At 43.7% G+C, this 25,680-nt stretch carries 24 protein-coding genes and 1 tRNA gene; 12 read left to right on the forward strand and 13 right to left on the reverse strand.

The annotated features are described in order from the left end of the window. The first annotated feature begins 173 nt into the window (after positions 1-173). On the forward strand, positions 174-797 hold the full coding sequence (locus JMA39_RS12115) for a YchE family NAAT transporter (protein ID WP_202722122.1): 624 nt from the start codon (positions 174-176) through the stop codon (positions 795-797). A 101-nt stretch (positions 798-898) separates the two neighbouring features. On the opposite strand, the gene JMA39_RS12120 is transcribed toward JMA39_RS12115, so the two are convergent. The 9 genes from JMA39_RS12120 to JMA39_RS12160 form a co-directional block, all read right to left on the reverse strand. Next, entirely contained in the window at positions 899-2,233 is a 1,335-nt protein-coding gene (locus JMA39_RS12120; protein ID WP_202722123.1) for an anti-phage deoxyguanosine triphosphatase, read from the reverse strand. Between the two features lie 17 nt (positions 2,234-2,250). After that, positions 2,251-2,838, reverse strand: coding sequence for a 5'-deoxynucleotidase (gene yfbR, locus JMA39_RS12125; RefSeq protein WP_202722124.1), 588 nt, complete (start codon positions 2,836-2,838; stop codon positions 2,251-2,253). 114 nt (positions 2,839-2,952) lie between these two features. Further along, the gene (locus JMA39_RS12130) at positions 2,953-4,167 is read right to left on the reverse strand and encodes a pyridoxal phosphate-dependent aminotransferase (RefSeq protein ID WP_202722125.1); all 1,215 of its coding nucleotides are present in this window, start codon (positions 4,165-4,167) and stop codon (positions 2,953-2,955) included. Positions 4,168-4,502: 335 nt separating this feature from the next. After that, positions 4,503-5,063, reverse strand: a complete 561-nt coding sequence (gene efp / locus JMA39_RS12135; RefSeq protein WP_202722126.1) for an elongation factor P — start codon at positions 5,061-5,063, stop codon at positions 4,503-4,505. Positions 5,064-5,107: 44 nt separating this feature from the next. Further along, positions 5,108-6,301 (reverse strand): elongation factor P maturation arginine rhamnosyltransferase EarP, encoded by a 1,194-nt coding sequence (earP, locus tag JMA39_RS12140; RefSeq protein WP_202722127.1) that lies wholly within the window; start codon positions 6,299-6,301, stop codon positions 5,108-5,110. Positions 6,302-6,447: 146 nt separating this feature from the next. Further along, positions 6,448-6,975, reverse strand: a complete 528-nt coding sequence (gene fldA, locus JMA39_RS12145) for a flavodoxin FldA (RefSeq protein ID WP_202722128.1) — start codon at positions 6,973-6,975, stop codon at positions 6,448-6,450. 56 nt (positions 6,976-7,031) lie between these two features. Continuing rightward, positions 7,032-7,304, reverse strand: a complete 273-nt coding sequence (gene ybfE, locus JMA39_RS12150; protein ID WP_012155288.1) for a LexA regulated protein — start codon at positions 7,302-7,304, stop codon at positions 7,032-7,034. An 11-nt stretch (positions 7,305-7,315) separates the two neighbouring features. Then, a complete protein-coding gene (locus JMA39_RS12155; RefSeq protein ID WP_202722129.1) occupies positions 7,316-7,537 on the reverse strand; it encodes a DUF2788 domain-containing protein in 222 nt (73 codons plus the stop codon). A gap of 97 nt (positions 7,538-7,634) precedes the next feature. Next, positions 7,635-8,393, reverse strand: coding sequence for an alpha/beta fold hydrolase (locus tag JMA39_RS12160; protein WP_202722130.1), 759 nt, complete (start codon positions 8,391-8,393; stop codon positions 7,635-7,637). Positions 8,394-8,670: 277 nt separating this feature from the next. On the opposite strand from JMA39_RS12160, the gene seqA reads away from it, so the two are divergent. Both seqA and pgm read left to right on the forward strand, forming a co-directional pair. Next, positions 8,671-9,219, forward strand: coding sequence for a replication initiation negative regulator SeqA (gene seqA, locus JMA39_RS12165; protein WP_202722131.1), 549 nt, complete (start codon positions 8,671-8,673; stop codon positions 9,217-9,219). A gap of 92 nt (positions 9,220-9,311) precedes the next feature. Next, the gene (pgm, locus tag JMA39_RS12170; protein WP_202722132.1) at positions 9,312-10,958 is read left to right on the forward strand and encodes a phosphoglucomutase (alpha-D-glucose-1,6-bisphosphate-dependent); all 1,647 of its coding nucleotides are present in this window, start codon (positions 9,312-9,314) and stop codon (positions 10,956-10,958) included. Between the two features lie 72 nt (positions 10,959-11,030). On the opposite strand, the gene msrA is transcribed toward pgm, so the two are convergent. Beyond that, positions 11,031-11,510: a peptide-methionine (S)-S-oxide reductase MsrA gene (msrA, locus tag JMA39_RS12175; RefSeq protein ID WP_202722133.1), complete on the reverse strand. Its 480-nt coding sequence runs from the start codon at positions 11,508-11,510 to the stop codon at positions 11,031-11,033. A gap of 264 nt (positions 11,511-11,774) precedes the next feature. On the opposite strand from msrA, the gene astE reads away from it, so the two are divergent. The 7 genes from astE (at position 11,775) to JMA39_RS12210 (ending at position 20,389) form a co-directional block, all read left to right on the forward strand. Continuing rightward, the gene (gene astE, locus JMA39_RS12180; protein WP_202722134.1) at positions 11,775-12,812 is read left to right on the forward strand and encodes a succinylglutamate desuccinylase; all 1,038 of its coding nucleotides are present in this window, start codon (positions 11,775-11,777) and stop codon (positions 12,810-12,812) included. Positions 12,813-12,993: 181 nt separating this feature from the next. Beyond that, positions 12,994-14,172, forward strand: a complete 1,179-nt coding sequence (locus tag JMA39_RS12185; RefSeq protein WP_202722135.1) for a thiamine pyrophosphate-dependent dehydrogenase E1 component subunit alpha — start codon at positions 12,994-12,996, stop codon at positions 14,170-14,172. Positions 14,173-14,175: 3 nt separating this feature from the next. Then, positions 14,176-15,153, forward strand: coding sequence for an alpha-ketoacid dehydrogenase subunit beta (locus JMA39_RS12190; RefSeq protein WP_202722136.1), 978 nt, complete (start codon positions 14,176-14,178; stop codon positions 15,151-15,153). A gap of 9 nt (positions 15,154-15,162) precedes the next feature. After that, on the forward strand, positions 15,163-16,737 hold the full coding sequence (locus tag JMA39_RS12195; RefSeq protein WP_202722137.1) for a dihydrolipoyllysine-residue acetyltransferase: 1,575 nt from the start codon (positions 15,163-15,165) through the stop codon (positions 16,735-16,737). A 131-nt stretch (positions 16,738-16,868) separates the two neighbouring features. Beyond that, complete coding sequence (gene nadA / locus JMA39_RS12200) at positions 16,869-17,936, forward strand: quinolinate synthase NadA (protein WP_202722138.1); 1,068 nt, start codon at positions 16,869-16,871, stop codon at positions 17,934-17,936. Positions 17,937-18,127: 191 nt separating this feature from the next. After that, entirely contained in the window at positions 18,128-20,122 is a 1,995-nt protein-coding gene (locus tag JMA39_RS12205) for a methyl-accepting chemotaxis protein (protein WP_202722139.1), read from the forward strand. A 177-nt stretch (positions 20,123-20,299) separates the two neighbouring features. Beyond that, positions 20,300-20,389 (forward strand) — tRNA-Ser (locus JMA39_RS12210). A gap of 71 nt (positions 20,390-20,460) precedes the next feature. On the opposite strand, the gene JMA39_RS12215 is transcribed toward JMA39_RS12210, so the two are convergent. From JMA39_RS12215 to cls, 3 genes are all read right to left on the reverse strand, one after another. Continuing rightward, positions 20,461-20,973 carry a sulfotransferase gene (locus JMA39_RS12215; protein WP_308440716.1) on the reverse strand — a complete coding sequence of 171 codons (513 nt, stop codon included), beginning with the start codon at positions 20,971-20,973 and terminating at the stop codon, positions 20,461-20,463. A 5-nt stretch (positions 20,974-20,978) separates the two neighbouring features. Next, positions 20,979-21,083 (reverse strand): sulfotransferase, encoded by a 105-nt coding sequence (locus tag JMA39_RS21415; protein WP_308440713.1) that lies wholly within the window; start codon positions 21,081-21,083, stop codon positions 20,979-20,981. Between the two features lie 76 nt (positions 21,084-21,159). After that, a complete protein-coding gene (gene cls / locus JMA39_RS12220) occupies positions 21,160-22,617 on the reverse strand; it encodes a cardiolipin synthase (protein WP_202722287.1) in 1,458 nt (485 codons plus the stop codon). Between the two features lie 167 nt (positions 22,618-22,784). Between cls and JMA39_RS12225 the strand changes: the two genes are divergently transcribed. Beyond that, complete coding sequence (locus JMA39_RS12225; protein ID WP_202722140.1) at positions 22,785-23,666, forward strand: endonuclease/exonuclease/phosphatase family protein; 882 nt, start codon at positions 22,785-22,787, stop codon at positions 23,664-23,666. A 66-nt stretch (positions 23,667-23,732) separates the two neighbouring features. Next, the gene (locus JMA39_RS12230) at positions 23,733-25,673 is read left to right on the forward strand and encodes a RecQ family ATP-dependent DNA helicase (RefSeq protein WP_202722141.1); all 1,941 of its coding nucleotides are present in this window, start codon (positions 23,733-23,735) and stop codon (positions 25,671-25,673) included. Positions 25,674-25,680: the final 7 nt, after the last annotated feature.

Raw genomic sequence — 25,680 nt, forward strand, 5'->3', positions numbered from 1 at the left:
TAATGACATTTTTAAGGGTTTTATCGGTCGTTACTTTCCCGCTTGAATATAAAATATTGTTCAAAGTTGTGATTTAGGATAGAAAATCTCATTTTTTGTTTTTAGGTGCATGAGTTAGAGTAGCGCCACATTTTATGAACAGATAACGCCTTGGGCGCGTTGAGGATACCACGGTGGATTTAACACTCTATGTTAAATTTTTTCTCGGCTTAGTTGCGATAATCAATCCTTTTGGTTTATTACCGGTTTTTGTTAGCTTAACTAGCCACCAGACTGAAGCAGAGCGTAATCAAACGGCTAAAGTCGCCAACTTCGCCGTTGTGGTGATTTTGCTGGTAACGATATTTGCAGGCCAGCATATTCTTAACATGTTTAGCATTTCACTTTCGGCATTTAGAATTGCCGGCGGTACTCTAATCGCCATTATTGCTATGTCGATGCTGCAAGGTAAATTAGGTGAAGTTAAGCGCAACAAAGAAGAGGGACGTGAAGCCTCTGCAATGGATTCTGTCGCTGTTGTACCTTTGGCTCTGCCACTCATGGCGGGGCCTGGTGCGATCAGTTCAGTGATTGTTTCCTCTGCTGAGCATAATAGCCTACAAAACCTTTTCGGAATGTCATTTGCCATCGTTGTGTTTGGTATTTTGAGCTTTTTACTGTTTAGAATGGCACCGATCATTTTTAAAATATTAGGTAATACAGGCATTAACGTGATCACCCGTCTAATGGGTCTGATAATGTTGTCGATTGGTATCGAAGTGATTGCAGCGGGTGTGAAAGGTTTTTATCCAGGTTAGCCTAACGCTTTATAAGTAGTGATAATTCAAAGCGCAGAAAAATAGATAAACAACGAAAGGCACCCTTTGGTGCCTTTCGTGTTAACAGGGGGAGTTAAAATCTAGAAATCACTGTTAAAGTCCATCATAGAGTGGGATTTAGCACTGAACAGGTGTTGGTGTAACCTAGCTGCAAATCCATCTGTCATCCCCGAAATATAATCAGCAATTACTCTGTGACTATTTTCACCTAAGCGTTCACTTGCGATCCACCGCTCCTGAGTATTAACAGGTAGTAGTCTTTCGGGATCGGAGATAAACGCTTCAAATAGCTCCATCACTATCTGCTGCCCTTTATATTCAAGCATCTGTATTTCGGGTTTGCGGATCACGTATTTATAGACAAACTGTTTTAATATATTGAGGGCGTCAGCAAAAGCACTTTCCAATGCGGCATTGTACTTTAATAATGGTTCATCAAAACCTGCAGCCTCTGTAATTGAAATCGCAGTAACAAAGCCATTCACTAGGGTGCCGATCGCGTCTTTACGCTCATGATGTTTTGAAGAGAATAGCCGCTGACTGATAGTGGCAAACTCTTTTTTGAGCCATGCATCCGGGCTATTGCAGAGTGGCTTGGATACATCACACAGCCATTGCTGTTCGCTGACGATTCCCATCACTATGGCATCTTCTAAATCATGTACTGCATAGGCAATATCATCTGCCAGCTCCATGATTGAGCAATCTAAGGATTTATAGCGAGTTCGCTTATGCTTGAAGTCATTGGTTATATGACTCGATAGGAATTGCTGTCTGTCCTGGTCAGTTAACGGTGCTAAGACCCAATCTAAGATCTCAACATCATCATCGAAGATCCCTTTAACTGGCGGCCACTTTGAGGGCTTTAACTGTCTGAAATCACCAACCTCGGTAGCTAGTTCTATACTACACAGTTGAGAGTGGGGCGCAGGGTATTTTAAGATCCCCAATAGTGTACGACGACAAAGATTCATTCCATAATGTTCAGTATAAGGTTCAAGCCGCGTTAATATGCGAAATGTTTGACCATTGCCTTCAAAGCCACCATGGGATCTCATCATATAATTGAGGGCGACCTCACCGCCATGCCCAAAAGGAGGGTGACCAATATCGTGAGCAAGACACAAAGATTCGATAAGGCTCATTGAATCAATCAAATGACTAAATTGAGGTTGCTTTTGCTTTAGTTGTGCGGTGATACCAGTGCCAATTTGTGACACTTCAAGAGAGTGGGTGAGGCGAGTACGATAAAAATCATTCATGCCGACACCTAATACCTGAGTTTTAGCCTGTAAGCGTCTAAATGCAGCGGAGTGAAGTATGCGTGCACGGTCTCGCTGATAGGGACTTCTATGATCATTACGCCTGTGTTTATCTTCCCCAAGACGTCTTTCATTCCAAACTAGGTGTGTCATAACAGCTCCTTTATGCCCTATAGCAGCTTATTGATATCGTCTAGATCTAAGGTGAAACTTGGAATAAAACTCTCGATGAAATAATTGACTGCAGGATTAGGGTCGTTCTTTAAGCTTTGTTCTAGTCGTTTTTGTGCGGTATTGAACTCGGTATTGCCAGCACGTTTCTCCTCTAAGCATTTAAGGTAAGCACAGAGCGTATCGGCGGATTTTACCAATGCCTTGTATTCACCATCTGCATATTCGCTAGTGAGCAGGGACTGATAATCTTCTTTAAACTCTTCAGGTACCATTTCGAGTAAACGCTGCTCGGCAATCGCTTCAATTTTCTTGTACTCGGCTTCTATCTCCTTATTGAAGTACTTTACCGGTGTCGGTAGATCGCCTGTTAGGATTTCACTGGCGTCATGAAAGATAGCGATGGTTGCGGCTTGATAAGGGTCGTAGTTGCCTTGAAATTTTTTGTTGCTAATCAATGCAAGTGAATGTGCTACCATAGCGACTTGTAACGAGTGTTCCTGAACGTTTTCAGTGCGAACATTGTACATTAGTGGCCAGCGTTGAATTAATTTCATTCTAGCTAGGTGGGCAAATAAGTGGCTCATTACATTCCTTTTCGGTTAGGAGTCGAACCAATTCAGATTAGCATAGAAGTCATACAAAAAAACGACCCGAAGGCCGTTTTATTAGATGCGATTTAATGAATGACTTAGCTTAAACTATTGTTTATAGGTGCCTAAGAAGTCACCAAACTCAGATAGTGCTTTGGTCAGCTCTTCTTTGTAAGGCAGGAACACCACACGCACATGATCGGGTTCAGGGTAGTTAAACGCTGAGCCTTGCACGAGTAAAATCTTACGATCTTTTAATAAATCCAACACTAAACGTTCATCATCACGCAGGTTAAATTTCTTTTGGTCCAGTTTAGCAAAGGCATACATAGCCCCTTTAGGTGTCTTTACGCTCACACCTGGAATGGAGTTAAGCATCTCAACACAGGCGTCACGCTGTACACGTAATCGTCCACCTGGCTGCACTAACTCTTGAATGCTCTGATAGCCGCCTAATGCAGTTTGAATAGCATGCTGACTCGGTACGTTTGCGCAAAGACGCATAGAGGCCAACATATCTAAGCCTTCGACGTAGCTCTTGGCAGCCTTTAGGTTACCAGTCAGCATCATCCAGCCCATACGGAACCCCGCCGCACGATAGACTTTTGATAGACCGTTAAAAGTCACCGTTAGGATATCGTCAGAAAGGCTAGCAGCCGGGATATGTACTGCCTCATCATATAAAATTCGGTCGTAGATCTCATCGGCGAACAGAATCATATCGTTTTGGCGACAAAGCTCAATCACTTCAAGGATAAGCTCTTTAGAGTAAACGGCGCCCGTTGGGTTATTCGGGTTAATCAACACGATACCGCGAGTTCTTGGAGTGATCTTATTTTTAATATCTTCCAGATCCGGGAACCAGTCTGACTCTTCATCACAGCGGTAATGCTGCGCCTTGCCGCCTGACAGATGAACCGCAGCAGTCCACAATGGATAATCTGGTGAGGGAACGAGTATTTCGTCTCCGCTGTTTAATAAACCCTGCATCGCCATAACGATCAGTTCAGAAACACCATTACCAATGTAGATATCCTCGATATCTACACCAAAAATACCTTGAGACTGGTAGTGCTGAACGATGGCCTTACGCGCCGAGAATAAGCCTTTAGATTCGCAATAGCCCTGTGCACTTGGTAAGTTTAGAATAACATCACGGACGATCTCTTCTGGGGCCTCAAATCCAAATGGTGCAGGGTTACCGATATTTAGCTTAAGGATCCTGTGGCCTTCATCTTCGAGTCGACGTGCTTCTTTATGCACTGGACCACGAATGTCGTAGCAAACAGAATCTAATTTATTGGACTTGATAATAGGGCGCATCTACACCTCGAAAATGCATAAAACATAAGTCAGAAATGACTTTAACTTTGATGCAGGCACAATAACCAAATTCATAGGACAAATAAAGGATTAATTCACTGATTTGAGTGGTGTTTGAAGATGATTGCTCGGGCTTGATTGGTTTAAATTGCTCAATTTGAAATAATTCACTGTTTTGTGTGGTGGTGCCAGTCGTTAGTATTGTGCTTTTCTCGATCACACTATTTAAAGTCTAAATCATTTATTTGCTACTTCGGTCGCGATTTTTAGCATTTGCTAATGCGGAAACAAAAAAAGCCAGCGTAAACGCTGGCTTGATAAGGCGATTTAAAAAATTAAACGCGCTTCTTGAATTCGTTTGTGCGAGTGTCGATTTCGATCATATCGCCAGTCTTAACGAAGTCAGCAACACTTAGCGTACCACCGCCAGTGATAGTAGCAGGCTTCATCACTTTACCTGAAGTATCACCACGAGCTGAAGGCTCAGTATAAGTCACTTCACGAACAACTGAAGTTGGAAGTTCAACTGAAATTGCTTTGCCTTCGTAGAAAGTTACTTGGCAATTCTCTTCCATACCGTCAACGATATATGCTGCTGCATCACCTAGGTTCTCAGCTTCAACATCATACTGGTTGTATTCTGCATCCATGAATACATACATAGGATCTGCATAGTATGAATAAGTACAGTCAAGACGCTCTAGAATGATATCTTCCATCTTGTCTTCACCTTTGAAGGTGCTTTCAGTAGTAGAATCTTGTAGAACGTGCTTAAGTTTTAATTTAACGATTGCAGCGTTACGGCCAGAACGAGTTGTTTCAGTTTTTTGAACAACCCATGGGCTGCCATCTAACATGATCACGTTACCAGGACGGAGTTCATGAGCAGTTTTCATTACACTATTTCCTATTTTAGGTTTTTCTATTTAAACGTAGTATCTTAGCTATTTTTGACGAATTGAACTAGTCGAGAAACAAGATCTACATCATTTATCGCATCGATTGGCCATTGTTTTGCGTGTCGCAATAGTGGCAGACCGATTAAATTTAGTTTTTGCCAGTGGCTAACAGTCAGCTCTTGCTGCTCTTTATTGAAGGCAAGATTTAACGCTTTCCAGCTTTTAGCTAATTCTGGCGGCAGATTATTACAGTAAAGCTGCATAAAGGCATCTAATTTTATTAGATGATAGTCGTCTTCTTGAGCATATATGTGCCAAATGAAGGGTTTTGCAGCCCATTGGGCTCTTAAAAATGAATCTTCGCCACGTACAATATTAAAATCACAGCTCCAAAGTAACTTATCGTAACCCTCTTGGTCAGTCATTGGCAAAATGTGGATGACTAAATTTCCAAGCTTGATCTGAGTTCCCGCTGTGAGTGTTTCAACAGAACAGGGAAGTATTGGTTGTAAGCTATTAAGGCTACGCCCTTTAGGGAATAACGCATGCGTGGTGTGCTCACTATTTTGCCACGCTTCACAAAGTGCCTGTAGCGTGCTTGATTCATAGCTAAAAACGCTAACGACTTCATCGTCAGCTGTTATACCACTTAGACCGAGGCTGGAAAACAGATCTAGTCGATTCTGCGGCTCTCGTTGCCAAGCATCACGCTTTTCAAAAAGCTCATTTTCACAAATAAGTCCACCAGTTTTCGCGGTAAAACCAGGGAAGTAAAAGTACTTCTTTAATCCACTCGCTTGCATTGAAGGTAAGCCATGACACCCCTCGACCCAAGATTCTGCACTGAGGTACTCAAGGTTGAGCCACAAGGGCGGCCTTTCTGCGTTTGGATCGAGCTTGGATGCTTGATGCATGGAGATTAAACGAGTTTTTACTTGTTCGGGTAATTCACACGCAAAGGCCTCGATAAGCACATTACCAGCTTGATATAAGATAGGTAATGGATCAGACCACTGATTGATGGTGACACCGAAATGGATCTGGCTAGGTAAAGCTGGATCTAATGCAGGAAGTATGTGCGAGAAGCTTTTTAAATCATCGACCCAAAGGGTGATAGCAATGCGATGCTTAGCAGACAATTGTTTTGCAAGTCGCCATGTGACGCCAATATCGCCATAATTATCAACGACTGCACAAAAGATATCCCAACGTTCTGGGTTATTTTGACTTGTCATATTACAAAAACTCACTGGATCAGCTCTATACGAGACAGTATAAGAGGCTATTGACTCGCGTTATTAATGAGACAAAAAAGCGGCATAATGATATGCCGCTTTTACTGTAATGCGATAAAGCAAACGATGGCTTTATACTGCGATTCTTAGTCTTCTAGCTCAGCTAAACACATCTCTTCGTAGATCTGTTTAACCCAAGCATCAACGCGCTCTTCTGTTAGTTCTGGCTGACGATCTTCGTCAATACCCAGACCCACAAAATGCTTGTCGTCTGCTAAACCTTTTGATTCTTCGAAATCATAGCCTTCAGTAGGCCAGTGACCAATCACGACAGCGCCACGTGCTTCAACGATTTCATTGACCATGCCCATCGCGTCGAGGAAGTATTCAGCGTAATCTTCTTGGTCACCACAACCAAAGATTGCGACTAACTTATCTTCAAAGTTGATCTGCTCAAGTTCAGGGAAGAAATCATCCCAGTCACATTGTGCTTCACCATAATACCAAGTTGGAATGCCGAAAATAAGCAGATCGTAATCTGCAATCTGTTCCTTGGTACTTTTGGCAATATCTTTTACCTCAACCATTTTTTTACCCAGTTTCTTCTGGATCATTTTGGCGACGGCTTCGGTGTTGCCTGTATCAGACCCGAAAAAAAGACCTACTGTTGCCATTGTTGTTCCTTTAATATCTAGTTAACTATTAATGGTATGCGTGTTTAGAAAGTGGTTTAGTTACTAACCAGCTTTTGCAGTATAGATTCGATTAGTTGGCTGCGGCTGATATTACTGGCCAAAGCTTGTTCATTCAAGGCGTCGTACAAATCTTGTGACACCTTTAACTCTATTCGTTTTAATCCGTTTGCACGGTCACGCTGAATTTGGTTTCTTTTATTGATTTTGAGCTGTTGGTCCCGAGGCAATGGATTGCTGCGAGGCCGACCACGTCGCTTTTCTGTTGCGAACAGATCAATGGTGGTTCTATCTGATGTTTCTTTTGCCATTGAGTTCGTATTTACCCGATACCTGAGCTTTCCCAGGTCATCTGTATAATCCCTTTTGCAATAAACCCGGCGCAGCCGAGAAATAAAACAAGCCAAACGATGTTTCGCCCAAACGTTGGCACATTGCCTTGTCTGAGTACATCTCTGATAGCCATACCAATAAAAAAGAAAATGGCTGCAAAAAACAGGTTTAAGCCGAGTGCTTCAATCTGCTCCATATATTGCATCAACATTCGCCATTCCTTTCTAGGCTAAAAAAAGTTGCGCGAATATACCATATAAGTTTTCGAGCGGCTATATGCTTTACAGCTTTCTGCGGCGAAAATTAGCCTAATTATTTGTAATAAAATCTTTGACTATTCGGTTGAAAATGGTTGGCTTTTGCGCATGAAGCCAGTGACCCGTCCCTTCAATCGTTTTGGCTTTAACTGTTGGAAATTGCGTTATAATGGCTTGTCTGTGTTCGGCGCTAACGTAATCTGAGTCACCACCGCGAACAAATAAACAGGGGCCTTGATAAGAGTGAGAGAACGTAGGCCAATCTATGATATTTGCGTAACTTGCCTTGAGTCCGGTGAGATTCATTTTCCAGCTAAAACCTTGTGCTGCTCGGGTGAGGGACTTCAACAGGAATTGGGCAGTGCCATCATCAATCCCCCAATTTTTCATATGAGCGAGCGCTTGGCGGCGATCTTTGATCTCTGCTAGCGGCATAGACTCTAATGCGGAAAAGACTTTATCGTGGCGACTTTCATAGGCAACAGGTGCGATATCGGCAATCACCAGCTTACTAACAAGCTCTGGGTAACAAAGGGCCGTGGCCATCGCGATCTTGCCCCCCATTGAGTGGCCAACGAGAATGGCTTGACTGCCTGGTAACTGTTGAATCAACTTAGCCATGCTGTCTGCAAGAGAGCGGTAATCCATATTGGCAACAGATGGACTTGCGCCATGATTCAGTATATCAACCCTGACCACAGTAAAACTGTCTTCGAGTGCTTTTGCTAGGGCTTTAAGATTATCAAGGTCACCAAATAAGCCATGAATAAGAATGACAACAGGGCCTTGACCGCTCGTGACGTAGTGCATTTTGCTACCGTTTGTTGTACTTACTGTGGCGCAGATTGTGCCTAGGTTTAATTAAAAATCCAAGAACGCATCATAAAACAGCTACATTGCGATGTTTTTTTATACAGATACGGCTTAGTAAATGGACTCTTTCATCCTTGGATCGCAGTTTTCATTTATTGACGCTTTATCAAGACTCTAAACCTCGCTACACTGAGCCGATAATTCGGGATAGCGATGCGACAGGATCGCATTTAAGAACACCGATCCGCTTTTCTACTTAAGGAAGATAACTGTTATGAAATATATCGAAGTTGATGAAGAGCTTTATCGACACATCGCCAGTAAGACTGAACATATTGGTGAGAGCGCTTCGGATATTTTGCGCCGTATATTGGGACTAAGAGTTGATTCAGTGGTACAAGAAGAACCCGAAGAGATTAGTCATCCAAGCTTAGATCAATCTGCGCCTAAACCAGCAAAGGTTAAGACGGTTAAAACTGAGCCCGTTTCAGACTTTTTAAGCGTGCTCGATCTCGATCTGTTAGCCGCACAGAAAGGTGCCGTTGGACGTTTCTTATTCATCTTAGATACGGTTTATCAAGCTTCAACAACTCAGTTTGAACAGGTTTTACAAATTCAAGGCCGCGATCGCTTATATTTTGCAACCTCAAAAGAGGCCCTGCTAAAAGCAAGTAAATCGGCGAACCCGAAAGAGATAGGTAACAGTGGTTTCTGGGTGACAACCAACAATAACACCGCAAAGAAACGCACCATATTGTCTGAAGTGTTAACTCAGTTTGGTACTAGCGAAGAGCAGATTGAACAGCTAATCGTAAAAATTTAATAGCAATTGCTGGCGCCAAGTAAAAATTTGGCGCCAGGTGTCGGCCTACAAAGAGAAAGTTGTAAGGCGACAGAGATATGTAGGAGAGGGAATTGGCGTTACACAAGAGAGCAGGATTGATTGCAGAGCAAACGGATTTGGACAATATCCCGAAACTCGTCAGCCTTTATTACCGTTTATCGCCCAACGAAGCCGATGTAGCACAAAGGGTGACATTTGGTACATCCGGGCACCGTGGGAGTGCCAAAAGTAAAAGTTTTAATGAGGCACATATCTTAGCCATTGCACAAGCTGTTGCCGATTACCGTAAAGGTGCAAATATTACTGGTCAGTTGATCCTAGGTATCGACACTCATGCCTTATCTGAGCCTGCTGCGATGTCGGTTATTGAAGTGCTTGTGGCAAACCAGATCTGCGTTGTTGTCCATCAAAATAACGGTTATACACCCACTCCGGTTGTATCACATGCCATTATCAGTGCTAATTTGGGTAAAAACCGAGATGACGGCCTAGTTGATGGTTTGATTGTCACCCCGTCTCATAATCCGCCTCAAGATGGTGGGATTAAATATAATCCACCCCATGGCGGTCCAGCCGAAGGTGAGATCACGACTTGGGTAGAAAACCGTGCTAACCAATACTTGGCCAATCAGTTAGATGGGGTAAAACGTGTCAGTTACGCTCAAGCATTAGAGAGCCAGTACTTGCTTGAGCAAGACTTAATTACTCCTTATGTTGAAGATCTGCGTAATGTTATTGATATGGAAGCGATTGCCAAGTCAAATATTCGCCTTGGAGTCGACCCGCTTGGAGGCTCAGGCGTTCATTATTGGCAACCCATCGCTGAGCACTATGGTATCGACATTACTGTGCTTAACGACAAAGTCGATCCTAGCTTTAGTTTTATGCCACTTGATAAAGATGGCAAGATCCGCATGGACTGTTCTTCACCCTATGCCATGGCTGGTTTATTAGCCCATAAAGATAACTATGATCTCTGCCTGGGTAATGATCCTGACTTTGACCGTCACGGAATCGTCTGTCCAGGAAGCGGCTTGATGAATCCAAATCATTTCCTTGCAGTTGCAATCGACTACTTGGTGACACATCGTCCAGAGTGGACCGAGCAGATGGTGATCGGGAAGACACTGGTATCGAGCGCAATGATAGATAAAGTTTGCCAGATGCATAATAAACGCATGTCTGAGGTACCGGTTGGTTTTAAATGGTTTGTAGAAGGCCTTGCTAATAGTGAGTTTGCTTTTGGTGGTGAAGAGAGTGCTGGTGCTGCCTTTTTAAGACGTGACGGAACGACCTGGTGCACAGATAAAGATGGTTTTATTCTTTGTTTATTGGCAGCTGAAATTTTTGCTGTAACAGGTAAAACCCCGCAGCAAAGATACCTAGAGCTTGAAGCCCTGTTTGGCGAAAGCTTCTATCAGCGTATTGATAGTCCTGTGAGTCTTGAAGATAAGGCAAAGTTTTCTAATATTCAGCTCGACGACATCACTTCAACAACTCTCGCTGGTGATGAGATCTTGCAAAAGCTGACTCATGCACCAGGTAATAATGCTGCCATTGGTGGCATTAAGGTGGTAACTAGTAATGGTTGGTTTGCCGCTCGTCCATCAGGGACCGAGGCTCTGTTTAAGCTATATGGTGAGAGTTTTGTTAGCCAAGCACATTTGCAGTGTCTCTTAGAGGAAGCGCAGCAGATTGTCGCTGAAGCGTTAAACTAGTCTGTATAATATGACAAGCTCACAAAAATGGCACCCAAGGGTGCCTTTTTTGTGAGCGGGAGAAGAGGGGCATTAATAGCTTATATGGCAGCTAGGTAATTGGTTTTTGGCTAAATAGTCCTGATGATAAGCCTCTGCTTGATGAAACCGCTGACAGGGGACAATTTCGGTGACTATCTGTCTGTTGCCCCATTTTGCACTTTTCATTAACGCAAGCTTACTCGCTTCAGCTTGTTGTTTCTGAAGATTATCATGAAAGAAAATGGTGCTACGATACTGGCTGCCAATATCACCACCCTGCTGATTTAACGTGGTCGGGTTGTGGTTTTGCCAAAACACTTGTAATAACTGTTCGAAAGAGACTTTGGCTGCATCATATTCGACTTGAACAACTTCTGCGTGGCCTGTAGTACCCGTTTTGACTTCGTTATAGCGTGTGTAGCAATCTTTGCCGCCCATATAGCCACACGTACAGTCAATGACACCTTCAACTTTTCTAAAAAAGTATTCAACTCCCCAAAAACACCCTGCGCCGAATGTTGCCAATGCCATTGCTGTCTCCTTAACAGTTTATAAAAATAAATAGCCGTTTAGATGGCTGCACGGCTTCATCTTGTTTTATTTTTTTGCTTTACGCAAGTAAAAAAATGCATGGCTGATGGATTGTTGTACTACACAGCCTAAAAAGGACACGAGATACATGAGTCAAATATGCTACTATCGGTGCCAGAATTAGCGAAGCTAGGTGTTACAAATACCCGTGGTATTTGAAATTTCTGCCAAAATAAAGCTGACATCGATAATAAGGAGTAGTTTGTGTTTCACGAATTGAAACAGTCTAAGGACTTTTTAGCGCTAACCCTCGCGCATCCGCAATGTTTACCCGAGGCTTTTGAGTTTGACCTTAATAATCAGATCCATGTTGAGGTCTGGGATACGGGTGTCATTATGTTTGAGCCTATCGGTGTAAAACACTCTAAAGATATTGTCTTATCTTGTGCCGTCCACGGTAATGAGACCGCACCGATTGAGCTATGTAACGACCTAATGACTCAGTTGCTGGGTGAACAACTAGAGCTCAAGCAAAGGGTACTGTTTCTAATTGGTAACCCACCGGCTATCCACAACGGAACGCGATTTATCGATGAAAATCTCAATAGGTTATTTAATGGTGCTCATTCTCGCGATAAAGGGCTCTGTAACCCAGAGCGAATAAGAGCGCAAAAGCTCGAGCAATATGTCGATAAGTTTTTTAGCTCAGAGTCTGGCGATCGCCATCGAATGCATTATGACTTACACACCGCAATTCGCGCCTCTAAACACGAAAAATTTGCCATCTATCCTTACCGAGGAAGTCGCAAATACAGCAAAGAGCAGATCATGTTTCTTGAGTCATGTGGGGTAAATACGATTTTATTCCACCATGAGCCAACCACAACCTTCAGTTACTTCTCTTCTGAAAATTATCATGCCGATGCATTTACTATCGAACTCGGTAAAGTGTTCCCTATGGGGCAAAATGATATGACGCGCTTTATTGCGATGAAAGAGATGTTAACTCTGTTGATGTGCGGTAAGGCATTACAACTACCAGCCTTCGATCTGAAGCGTTTAAATCTTTATCAAGTCTGCCGTTCGCTAAACAAGCGTTACGACGATTTTGAATTTACTTTTACTAATGATGTCGAGAACTTTACTGCTTTCCCAAAAGGTTACACCTTAGCGAAAGAGGGTGGTGAAGAGGTAAAAGTAGAGCATGAGTTTGAATCTATTGTATTTCCAAATGCTAAGGTGCCAGTAGGGCAGCGGACAGTCTTGTGCTTAAAGTCTGCCGATGAAAGCCATTTGGAGTAGATCCAAACTGAATAACTGTGCATGTAAACCAATATATACATGCACACTGATGCTTAGTTGTCATTTCAATGATGGGAAGTATTGAGAGTTAGTTTACGTTAACGTAATGTTCTTCCCGCGTATTAAAATAGATAGGTGCTGAATTTTCGTTTAGCAGCACCATAAATAACAAGAGCACATTATGAGCAACGCAACCACGAATGCTGAAACAGTCCATCGCGTGAGCTTTTTAGATAAAGATTCACTGGCGATCCCCATTTTAAAAATTCTTCAAGCCGATGGCACCGCATATGAAGATGCCGTGTTACCCGCTATCGACGAGACGTTAGCCGGGAAAATCCATGATACCTGTGTATTCACCCGAGTGTTGGACGAGCGCATGTTGGGAGCGCAGCGTCAAGGACGGATCAGCTTCTACATGACCTGTACAGGTGAAGAAGCCTCTATTATTGGTAGTACCGCAGCACTTGATAAGGGCGACGTCATTTTAGCTCAGTATCGTGAGCATGCCGCGCTTAGGTACCGTGGTTTTACCACTGAACAGTTTATGAATCAGATGTTCAGTAATGAGAAAGATTTTGGTAAAGGTCGTCAGATGCCAATACATTACGGCAGTAATGAATTGAACTATCAAACCATCTCATCTCCGCTTGCCACTCAGATCCCTCAAGCAACGGGTGTAGGTTATAGCCTTAAGATGCAAGGTAAACGCAACGTTGCTATCTGTTACTTCGGCGAAGGTGCAGCCTCAGAAGGTGACTTCCATGCAGGCCTCAATATGGCGGCAGTGCTCAGCTCTCCCGTGATCTTTTTCTGTCGTAATAATGGTTATGCTATCTCTACACCAACCGATGAGCAGTTTAAAGGTAACGGCATTGCAAGTCGCGGTGTAGGTTATGGCATGCATACGATTCGTGTTGACGGTAATGACATGTTGGCGGTACTTGCTGCAACGCAACAGGCTCGAGCATATGCGCTTGAGCATAATGCCCCTGTACTGATTGAAGCCATGACCTATCGTTTAGGCGCGCACTCTTCATCGGATGACCCATCGGGTTATCGCTCAAAAGATGAAGAAACTAAGTGGCAGCAACACGATCCAGTTAAGCGCTTCAAGTTGTGGATGATTAACAAGGGTTGGATGAATGAACAACAGGATGCCGACCTTTACGTTAAGTATCGCGAAGAGGTATTAACTGAGCTAAAAGTGGCTGAGAAAGTTGCGACGCCACATATCGATAGCATCATCGAAGATGTGTATGACAAGCCAACACCTATGCTGAAGAAACAGTTAGCCAATCTAAAAGAGCATATTAAGAAGTATCCAGAATCCTACCCAAAAAGTGCAGGGAGAGTATAAGCCGTGGCTCAAATGAATATGTTGCAAGCCATTAACCAAGCCCTAAGCTCGGAAATGGAAGCGGATAAAAAAATGATGGTGTTTGGCGAAGATGTCGGACATTTCGGTGGTGTATTTAGAGCAACCTCTGGCCTTCAAGAGAAGTTTGGCCGTGAGCGCTGTTTCAATACACCGTTAACTGAGCAGGGGATTGCTGGTTTTGCTAATGGTTTGGCATCCAATGGTATGACGGCGGTTGCCGAAATTCAATTCGCCGACTATATCTTCCCGGCGATCGATCAAATCGTCAATGAAAGTGCCAAGTTCCGCTACCGTAGTGGTAATGAATTTAGCGTAGGTGGCCTCACCTTTAGAACGCCTTATGGCGGTGGCATTGCCGGTGGTCATTATCACTCTCAATCACCCGAAGCGTATTTCACTCAAACGCCAGGACTTAAGGTTGTTGTGCCAAGAAACCCTGAGCAAGCTAAAGGGCTACTTATCGCATCTATTCGCGATAAAAATCCCGTTATCTTCTTTGAGCCTAAACGCCTATACCGTGCATCGGTAGGTGAAGTGCCTGAAGGCGAGCATGTAATTGAGCTAGGAAAGGCTGAAGTTGTTAAACAGGGCACTGATATCACCTTACTCGGTTGGGGCGCTCAGATGGAAATCCTCGAAAACGCCGCTGAGATGGCCGCGAAGAAAGGGATCTCTTGTGAGATTATCGATTTGAGAACCCTGTCGCCATGGGATGTTGAAACGGTTGCGACTTCGGTTAAGAAAACAGGACGTCTTTTGATTAACCATGAAGCGCCGTTGACTGGTGGCTTTGCTGGTGAAATTGCCGCGACAATCCAAGAAGAATGCTTCTTGTATCTTGAGTCGCCAATTGCACGAGTGTGTGGTTTAGATACGCCGTATCCTTTGATCCATGAAAAAGAATATATGCCAGATGCGTTAAAGACGTTTGAAGCGATCAAAGCTTCGGTTAAATTTTAGGAGCCAGCCATGATTAAAGATTTTATCCTTCCGGATATCGGCGAAGGCGTCGTCGAATGCGAGCTGGTTGAATGGTTAGTACAAGAGGGTGATACGGTTGTTGAAGATCAACCAATTGCCGATGTGATGACAGACAAAGCCTTGGTGCAAATTCCTGCACCCAATGCTGGGGTGATCACCAAGTTATATTATGCCAAGGGTGAAACAGCCAAAGTGCATGCACCGCTTTATTCTGTCGATGTTGAAGCTGACAGCGACTCCCAAGCTGCTGTCGTGGAGTTACAAGACGGTGTTAATAAAACGGTTGCAGAAAGTCGCTCTGCACCTGGTACCGAAATCGAAGAATTTTTGCTGCCCGATATTGGTGAGGGTATCGTTGAGTGTGAGCTGGTAGAGTGGTTAGTCAGCGAGGGGGATACGGTTAGCGAAGATCAACCGATTGCCGATGTGATGACGGATAAAGCACTGGTACAGATCCCAGCGATTAAAAATGGCAAGATAGTTAAGTTGCATGTTCGAAAGGGACAACTTGCTAAGGTGCATGCGCCGTTGTTTGCCATTGAAGTAGAGGCTGAGCAGGTACAATCTGCTGCAGCATCCACTCAAGCCCTTGAGGTTAGCTCATCAAATCAACCACTTGAAGCCGTACCTCAAGGAAAGGCGTTGGCAAGCCCGGCCGTTCGTCGTTTAGCTCGTTCATTGGATATCGATATCGCAACCGTTGCCGGTTCGGGTAAAAATGGCCGAGTTTATAAAGAAGATGTTCAGCGCCATCAGGCAAATTCGGGTAATTCATCTGCTATCGCCTCACCAGTAACTGAGAGCACAGCGCCAGTTACGCAGCAAACTATTGAAACTACACTACCTCAGTCAAAGCCTGCAGATCGCATTGAGCCAATTAAAGGCGTACGTGCTGTGATGGCGAAGATGATGATGGAATCGGTATCGACAATTCCGCACTTTACCTACTGCGAAGAATTTGATCTAACCGAACTTGTTGCACTTCGCGAAAGCATGAAGAAAAAGTACTCCAACGATGAGCTTAAGCTCACCATGATGCCTTTCTTCATGAAGTCGATGTCACTGGCATTGTCTCAGTTCCCAGATATGAATAGCCGCGTGAATCAAGATTGCACTGAGCAAACCTATCTGGCTAGTCATAACATAGGTATGGCTGTGGACTCAAAGGTCGGTCTGTTAGTGCCTAATGTGAAAGATGTGCAAGATAAAACTATCTTACAGATCGCAGCCGAGATCACCCGTCTAACCAATGCTGCTCGCAGTGGGCGTGTATCTCCGGCGGATTTGAAAGGCGGTAGTATCTCTATTTCTAACATTGGCGCATTGGGTGGAACTGTAGCAACACCGATTATCAATAAACCTGAAGTGGCAATTGTGGCACTAGGTAAGCTGCAGGTGCTACCACGCTTTAATGATAAAGGTGAAGTTGAAGCACGAAAGATCATGCAAGTGAGCTGGTCAGGAGATCATCGTGTTATTGATGGTGGCACCATCGCACGCTTCTGTAATCTATGGAAACTGTATCTTGAGCAGCCTCAAGAGATGTTGTTAGCGATGCAATAATCTGTAGTACACCGATACTCAAAGGCGCTAGCGATAGCGCCTTTTTTATTGCGAGAACCGCTATAGGAGTTTTAAATTTGTGAACTATTCCGTATAATTCCGCTAATCTGTTATTGCCCATTGGTTGTATTATGAGCGCGTTTGTACCAAGTATCGAGACTATTGACTATCCTTTCCCGCCAAAACCTGTTCCTCTTTCAGATGTTGAGAAAGCGGAATCGAAAGCAAAAATTAAGCAGCTTTTAAAAGAGAAAGATGCGGTGCTTGTGGCGCATTACTATACCGACCCTGAGATCCAAGCACTGGCTGAAGAAACAGGCGGTTGTGTATCTGACTCATTGGAGATGGCGCGCTTTGGTCGAGATCATCCTGCAAAAACGCTAATTGTTGCTGGGGTTAAGTTTATGGGGGAGACCGCAAAAATTCTCAGCCCAGAAAAAACCATCCTAATGCCAACGCTTGAAGCGACTTGCTCTCTTGACCTTGGCTGTCCTATCGAGACATTCAATGAGTTTTGTGATGCACACCCCGATCATACCGTTGTTGTCTATGCCAATACCTCTGCAGCGGTAAAAGCGAGAGCGGACTGGGTTGTAACATCGAGCATTGCCCTAGAAATAGTTGAGCACTTAGACAGTGAAGGAAAGAAGATTATCTGGGGTCCAGACCGCCACTTAGGCAGTTACATCGCTAAGCAAACTGGTGCAGATATGCTCATGTGGCAGGGCGAATGTATCGTTCATGACGAGTTTCAAGCTAAAGCACTACGCGAGTTGAAAAAGCTACATCCCAATGCGGCTGTATTAGTCCACCCAGAGTCGCCTGCAAGTGTGGTTGAACTCGCCGATGCGGTAGGCTCGACAAGTCAACTTATCAAAGCTGCACAAACCATGGATAATGATATGTTTATCGTGGCTACCGATAAAGGTATCTTCTATAAGATGCAGCAAGCGGCACCAGATAAGAATCTTATCGCGGCCCCTACCGGTGGCAATGGTGCAACTTGTAAGAGCTGTGCACATTGCCCTTGGATGGCGATGAATGGCTTGAAGGCTATTGAGAGCGCACTGCAAAACAGCGAGTCTCAACAACATGAGATCTTTGTCGATGACAGTCTACGTTTAGATGCGCTAAAGCCGCTAGATAGAATGCTAAACTTTGCTCAAACGCTGAACATGAAAGTTAAAGGTAATGCATAAGATTTAACCAATTATATCAAACCTTTATAAACCGACATTGATCACGTATCGATGAAAAACTTGATCTAGAACAATAAGCCCGTTAATTCGGGCTTATTTTTTATGTCAATTTTAAAAAAATATTTACCTATATCCAGTTTCGACTATGCTAAGGCAACAAATAATAATATTTAAACAGGGTTGTTTAACATATGAAGCAAACTTGGATCGCTAATCTCAGCTTAAAGCAAAAATTTTTCATTCTTATTCTCCCGCCGTTATTGATCTCGATCGTGTTTGGTGGCCTTTACGCTAAGACCCAATATCAACTGAAAAGTCAACTCACAGAAGTACTTGTGTTAAGTAAATTGGCCGAAACCAATAGTAATTTGGTGCATGAGTTACAGAAAGAGCGGGGCATGAGTGCGGGATTTATCGGTTCAAAAGGCCAATCATTCGCACAAAAATTACCGAAACAACAAAAAGATACCGACGCTTCTCTTAAGTCTTATCAGCAGTTTATCAATAGTAATGAGCTACCTAATACCTTTTCAACACAGATCGCACGGGTTGATTCCCTTATTGCTCAGATCCCATCGATGCGTACGCGGGTTGCAAAACTGTCAGTTACGGTTGCCGATGAGGTTAAATTCTACACAGAACTCAATGCGCTGCTACTCAGTATCGTTGACTTGACGGCGACCAATGCGGCAAACCAAGAGATAGCTATAAGAGCGGCAGCATTTTCTGCTTATCTTCAGATGAAGGAGAGAGCGGGTATTGAGCGCGCAGTTCTCAGTTCTACCTTTGGCAACCAAGGATTTAATGATGGGGTATACCGCCGCTTTGTGACCTTAGTTGCTGAGCAAGCCAGCTATCAAGAGCGCTTTCTAGCCTTGGCTGATGAGCAAACTAAGGCTGACTACCAAGCTTTGTTAAATGCTAAAGCCGTACAAGACGTTACACAGTATAGGAACATCGCTTTTAATCAATCAGCCTCAGAAATAGCCAGCCAAAAAGCTGAGCAGTGGTTTCAAACGTCTACTCAACGTATTGAGCTGGTGAGAAAATTTGAGCACGAACTGTCAAGTGCGCTGGTATTGGTTACGGAGCAGCGCTTATCAGCGGCCACACAAAGTTTTTATATCACCCTGTTAGGGTTATTGCTCGCAGCGAGTCTGGTACTGACGCTCTCTTTCTTTGTTCTACGCTATATTCATCGTAGCGTTGCTAATTTGCACAACAGTGTTACTCGAGCTAGGGCTGACTTTGACCTTAGTATTCGTATAAAACAAAAGAGTAAAGATGAGTTTGGTGAATTGGCCGTAGCCTTTAATGAGATGATGTCGGACTTTGAACGTGTCATTGAGCATGTGCGTAAAAACTCGACCTCCTTATTAACGGCGGTGTCTAAGATGGAACAATACTCTACCCAACTGCGCCAAGATGTAGAGCTAGGCCATGGGGAAGCGGAGCAGGTTGCTTCTGCAATGACAGAAATGAGTGCAACCGTGGCTGAGATTGCGATTAATGCCGAGCGGGCATCAGAGGCATCCACTCAAGCCAGTACCGAAGCGAAAGAGGGCAATGATGAAGTCGGTCGTACCAGCGATGCTATAGGTGTACTCGCCGATGATATTCTCGACTCTGCCAAGGCATTGGAGCAATTGGAGCAGGACATTCAAAATATTGTCGCCGTATCAGATGTCATTAGTGGTATCGCAGAGCAGACAAACCTTTTAGCACTCAATGCAGCAATTGAAGCGGCGCGAGCAGGCGAGTCCGGCAGAGGTTTTGCCGTCGTTGCCGATGAAGTGCGTGGTTTAGCACAGCGAGCTCAAACAGCGACTGGCGATATTAAGTCTATGACGGATAAGCTACGTAGCGGTGCCAATACGGCTGTGTCGGCGATGGAGCGCGGCACTAAGCAAACAAACGAGAGCGTTATCGAAGCCAATAAAGCCAGCTCTGAACTGGATAAGATAGTTAATCATATCGGGGTCATTGAGAGTATGAACGAGCAGATCGCGGCAGCAACCCACGAACAAAGCGCTGTGGCAGAAGAGGTCAACAGGAACGCACTAAAAATTAGTGAGATCTATCTGCAAACCCACGGCGTAGCTGACCAGTTAAGCTCACTCACTGAACAGTTAGTTGAAGATACCGCCGAGATGTCTAAAGAGGTTCAAAAGTTCAAGTTAAGCTAATCCTTTCGATAAAAGGAGGTTAACTGGCTAGCAAATACGCAAACGTTTGAGAATACGGCTATTTGGCTTGACGCAATAGGGGCTTTTCAGTAAAGTAGCGCTCCGTTGATAGCCAATTGTCCCTGTTAGGGTAATTGCTTCAATCGTGATGATTACTCACGTAAAAGTAATTAGTTTGGTGAGCTGGCTGAGTGGCTGAAGGCGCACGCCTGGAAAGTGTGTTTAGGTTAATCCCTAACGAGAGTTCGAATCTCTCGCTCACCGCCAAATTCTGAAAAGCCCGTTATCGAAAGATAACGGGCTTTTTGCTGTCTGGCTTTTATACCTCCGCTCTTGCGCTAACGCTTTACATTATAATCGAAAAATTTTCTGCGTAGAGGCCCACTGCTATTGGCACTTACCTTATTTTGATGTGTATGTTCTTCCCAGCAAGCGACCTTTCTTCCTCTGTTCAGATGAGGAAACTGTGGTTTGCCTTCGATCTCTTTCCCTAGAAACGTAAGTAACTTGGTTAAGCTCTCTTCATGACTGATATTAATCTGAATCAGATCATCTCGACCATTAAAGTAGTTGAGAACCTGTTGTTTATGGCGCAAGTAACACATCTCTAGGTGAGCAGAGGCATCTGGAGTATCTGTTTTGTCTAAATCGAATGTATGGGTAAAGCTGCGCTTTAGTACTGGGTGAAATGTCCCTGTTATTGGGGCTAGATGGGTCTTCATCTTATTAATCAGCATCTGCATTGAGGGCAGCCACAGTGATAAGTCGCGCTCTAGGTAAACAAATTTAGAGTGTGGGAATAGCTTATCTAACTCTTGGTAATCACAAAAACAGGGGGCATCAGAAATGATATCGGCTAGATGAACGCAGTATGGGCAACCTTAAAACCATAATCTAACATGGCTACACTGATACTCGTGGTGCCCGTTCGTGGTAAGCCAATAATAAAAACTTTGTTCATGACAATCCAAATGATGTCGCGCCCAAAATTGACCAGACGCGACGGAAGGCTTAGTTTTGTGTTGAAAACCGACGAGTTAGAGTAGTGGGCTAAATAAATAGAAAATACGTTCAGCCGCACGGCTCGGCAGTGAGCGCTTTTGCCACTGCTCGGCACATAGCTGATTGCAATTTTTTAAATAGTCCTGCTGTACCTGCTCAAGCTTTTGCGTAAAGCCTAGGTTATCCACTGCAAGGGTTACCTCAAAGTTAAGCCATAAGCTACGCATATCCCAGTTTACAGTACCAATTAAACAGTGATTGCTATCGATGACGACCGACTTAGTGTGCAGTAAGCCGCCTTCAAATCGATGTATATTAACACCAGCCTCTAACAACTCGCTAAAAAACGCGCGACTAGCCCACTCAACCATCAATGAGTCATTTTTATCGGGAACGATAAGGTCTACCTTCACATTCCGCTGTGCGGCGATAATCAGCGCCATATGTAGGTTATCACTCGGTACAAAGTAGGGAGTCGTGATAACGATACTCTTTGAAGCCTGATAGATGCTTTGCAGCAGTACTCGGTGGATCACCTCTTCGCGCATACCGGGCCCTGAGGGGATCACCTGCACCAAATCAGTGATCTCACTGTCCTCATGAGACAAACATTTTGGTTGCTCGGGTAAAAAACGTTCATTGGTTTCTACTTCCCAGTCCCAAGCATGAATGCTATTGAGCACGGGTACCGAGGTCCCTGTGATCCGGACCATCACATCAATCCACTCACCGACACCGGCATCTTGATTGAAATACTTGGGATCAACGAGGTTCATCGAGCCCGTGTAGGCAATTTTGTTGTCTATTACGACAATTTTTCGATGTAATCTAAGATCCAAACGCCTAAAGAACATACGGAAAGGTGAAACTTGCAGTGCACTGATCACCTCAATGCCACTTTTTTTCATTAGTTTTGGCCATGGACTCTTGAAAAAATGTCTACTGCCTGCTGCATCGAGTAATAAACGAACTTTCACACCTCTTTCAGCGCTGTTTATCAAGGCTTCGGCCACATCGTCTGCACGGCCACCAGGATGCCAAATATAAAACTCAAGCAAAATAGTCTCTTGTGCCTGCTCAATGTCTTCGATTAGGTTTGACAGAATTTCGTAAGTTTCACTGCAAAGAGTCAGGTGGTTATCGGCTAACGCGGGGATCCCAATCTGTTTTTCGCATATCGCACTGATTGGCTGACCATAGAGGCTAGCAACATGGGGTCGGTATTGTCGATATTCATAGAGCTTCTTAAACCACTCTCCATAAGGTTTGAACATAAGCTCTGCACGTACAGCCCTTTTTTTGCCTAGGTTCAATTCACCAAATAGAAGGTAAGCGAAAGCCCCACCTAAAGGAACGATATAGATGATCATTAACCAGGCCAAAGAGACGCCAATAGAGCGTCGTTTGGCCACGACTCTTATGCTAATACCAGCAATGATGAGCCAATAAAGAAATACCCCAGCTATGGTCAGAAGCTGATAAAATTCATACATGTTGTGTTTGATGGTCGTACCCTTAGTCGCTAATGTCAAAAAGGTGTCACAAAACGCTGACCTTAGCTAACCAACCTCTTGTTTGAATGATTATGTGACTAACACTAATAAGCCATTATAATGAAAAGATTACTTTAAATCTAAGTACAGAGTTGAATAAGTCCATTATGGCGAAAATTATCCGCAAACTTCTTCTAATATCGCTGATCGCTACTGCTGCTGTGGCTGTGTACGTGTATGACGCCTCAGTGATCCCAACCGATGACACCTTGGTTACCAACCTTGACCGTCCCGTCCAATCGGCGCAGTGCATGACACAGGCTCCAGATGGGGTGTTAGATAGATATGGTAAGCTTGATGTCACTACATGGAACTTATATAAACAGAAGGGCGATGGCTGGGAGGAAACATTAAAGCAATTGGTAGACCGTTCAGATCTGTTGCTACTGCAGGAAGCTCAATTAACGGGGGCGCTAAATGACTTCATCAACTCGCTCAAACTAAATATGTTACTTGCTAAGGCCTTTAATTTTTCTGGCGTTCCTGTAGGGGTCATGAACTTGTCTAGAGAGTCAGCGGTGAGCAGCTGTGTTTTTAGGAAGGCTGAGCCCTATATAAAATATCCTAAGTCTATGTTGATTTCATATTATTTATTATCGGATAGCAGCCAACTGTTGGTGATTAATATTCACAGTATTAATTTTACCTTTGGAACTGAAGACTACAAAGCACAACTTGGAGTGGTTGAGCAAGCGATAAAGGAGCATCAAGGCCCAATTGTCTTTGCCGGTGATATGAATACTTGGAGTGATGAGCGAGGGGAGGTCATTAACCAGTTGGTACGTCAAATGGGGCTTCAAGAAGCCATCCCGAGTGTCGACTCTAGAAGTAAAGTGCTTGGTCACAATCTCGACCATATCTTTTATCGTGGCTTAGAGTTGGTTAAAGCGGAGTCAATTTTGACCTCTAGCTCTGATCATAATCCGGTTAAAGCTTATTTCAGATTAAAGAAACAATACCCCGTGAAAAAAACTAACCCTGAAAGCTAATTCATAGAGCGGGTTCAGCAAGTTTACATTGCAAACTAACTCGACAAACTAAATACAGGAATAACTATGGATAACGCCCATGCGTTACTAAGCCGCTACTTTGGATTTGACCAGTTTCGCGAGGGACAGCATGAGGTTGTCCAAAATATTTTAAATGGTCATAGCGCAGCTGCAATTTTTCCAACGGGATCGGGAAAATCTTTGTGTTACCAACTACCCGCTTTAGCTTTACCTCATTTAACTTTAGTGGTGTCGCCACTGCTTGCATTGATGGATGATCAGTTACAGTTTCTGCAAAATAGGGGGATTGCAGCTGCGTCTATTGACTCGACTCAAACTAATGAGCAAGCAAGTGCCGTTATCGAAGGAGTAACAGCGGGACGAATTAAGATCTTAATGATTTCGGTAGAGCGTCTAAACAATGAACGTTTTAGACGTTTTATCGCATCAGTGCCTATCTCTATGTTAGTGATCGACGAAGCACACTGTATCTCCGAATGGGGACATAACTTTAGGCCTGATTATTTGAAACTTCCGGCCTATCAAAGGCAACTTAAGATCCCCCAAGTCTTGCTGCTGACAGCCACTGCGACACCTAAGGTGATTGAGGATATGGGTAAGAAGTTCTCCATAGAGCGTCAATGCGTCACCTTGACAGGGTTTTATCGGCCGAATCTTAACCTACAGGCCGTCGGGATCCCGTCTTGCGATAAGCTATCTTACCTCTACCAATGGCTTGAGGCGAAAAAAGGGCTCAGTGGTATTGTTTATGTGACACTACAGCAGACTGCTGAGTTTGTTGCAAATGAATTAGTCAAAGCGGGGTTTGCGGCGCTGGCTTATCATGCTGGCATGGATAGCGATAGACGTAAAATTATTCAGTGTCAGTTTATGAAAGGTGAGGTGCCCATTATTGTGGCTACCATCGCTTTTGGTATGGGAATAGATAAGAGCGATATTCGGTTTGTTGCCCACTATGATCTGCCTAAATCGATTGAGAATTACGCCCAAGAGATAGGTCGCGCTGGACGTGATGGTTTAAGCTCTGATTGCTTGGTTCTCGCTAACAGGGACAATCTTAATGTACTCGAAAACTTCGTCTATGGTGATACGCCAGAGCTGAGTGCCATCGAATTTGTCATAAAGGAGATTAAGCGTGATTCCCAAAATAATGGCGTGTGGGAACTTATGCTAAACCCCTTGTCTAGTGCTTCTAACATTCGGATTTTAAGTTTAAAAACCCTTTTGGTGTATTTAGAGATGTTAAAGGTTCTCAAGCCGAAATACAGTTACTTCGCCGAATATCGATTTAAATTACTTTGTCCTATCGAAGAGTTGTTAGCCAAGTTTGATCCAGATAGGCAAGTTTTTATCAACGCCGTTATCGATAGTTCACAAAAAGCCAAGCTTTGGTATAGCGCAAATTTTGAAGTTCTTGAGCAAAAAGTGCCAAACAGTAGGGATCGGGCAATTAAGGCTCTCGATTATCTTCACCAAAAGCAACTCATTGAATTACAAAGCAAACAGTTAACTCAAGTTTATCAAGTTTTCAGCGATAATCTCGATGATTCAATCGCACTAAAGTTGTTTAATCGATTTAGTGTAAAAGAGCAGAGTGAAATTAGGCGGATAAATCAACTTGTAGACTATTTTGATAGTGAGTCATGTTTAAGCCTACAACTAGCACAATACTTTGCCGACCCCCGTTTAACGCAGCCCTGCGGTCACTGTAGTGTATGTAGTGGTCACAGTGCTAAGCTTCCACCTTCGGTTATTCTAAGACCTTTGAATCAATTTGACTTCAATGAACTGTGTAATGAAGCAATAAACAGACTTGGTAAGCATCTAACACCTGTGTTACTCACTCGTTTTCTATGTGGTTTAACGACACCGATTTTTACTAAATTAAAAATGCGTCAAGTGAAAGGATTCAGTCGATTTGAGCAGTATCGTTTTGCCGATGTACTGTTATGGGCCGAAGCAAATTTACCGTCTTCATCTTGCTGATTAAAAT

The organism is Shewanella schlegeliana (genome assembly GCF_016765635.1).
Taxonomy (GTDB): domain Bacteria; phylum Pseudomonadota; class Gammaproteobacteria; order Enterobacterales; family Shewanellaceae; genus Shewanella; species Shewanella schlegeliana.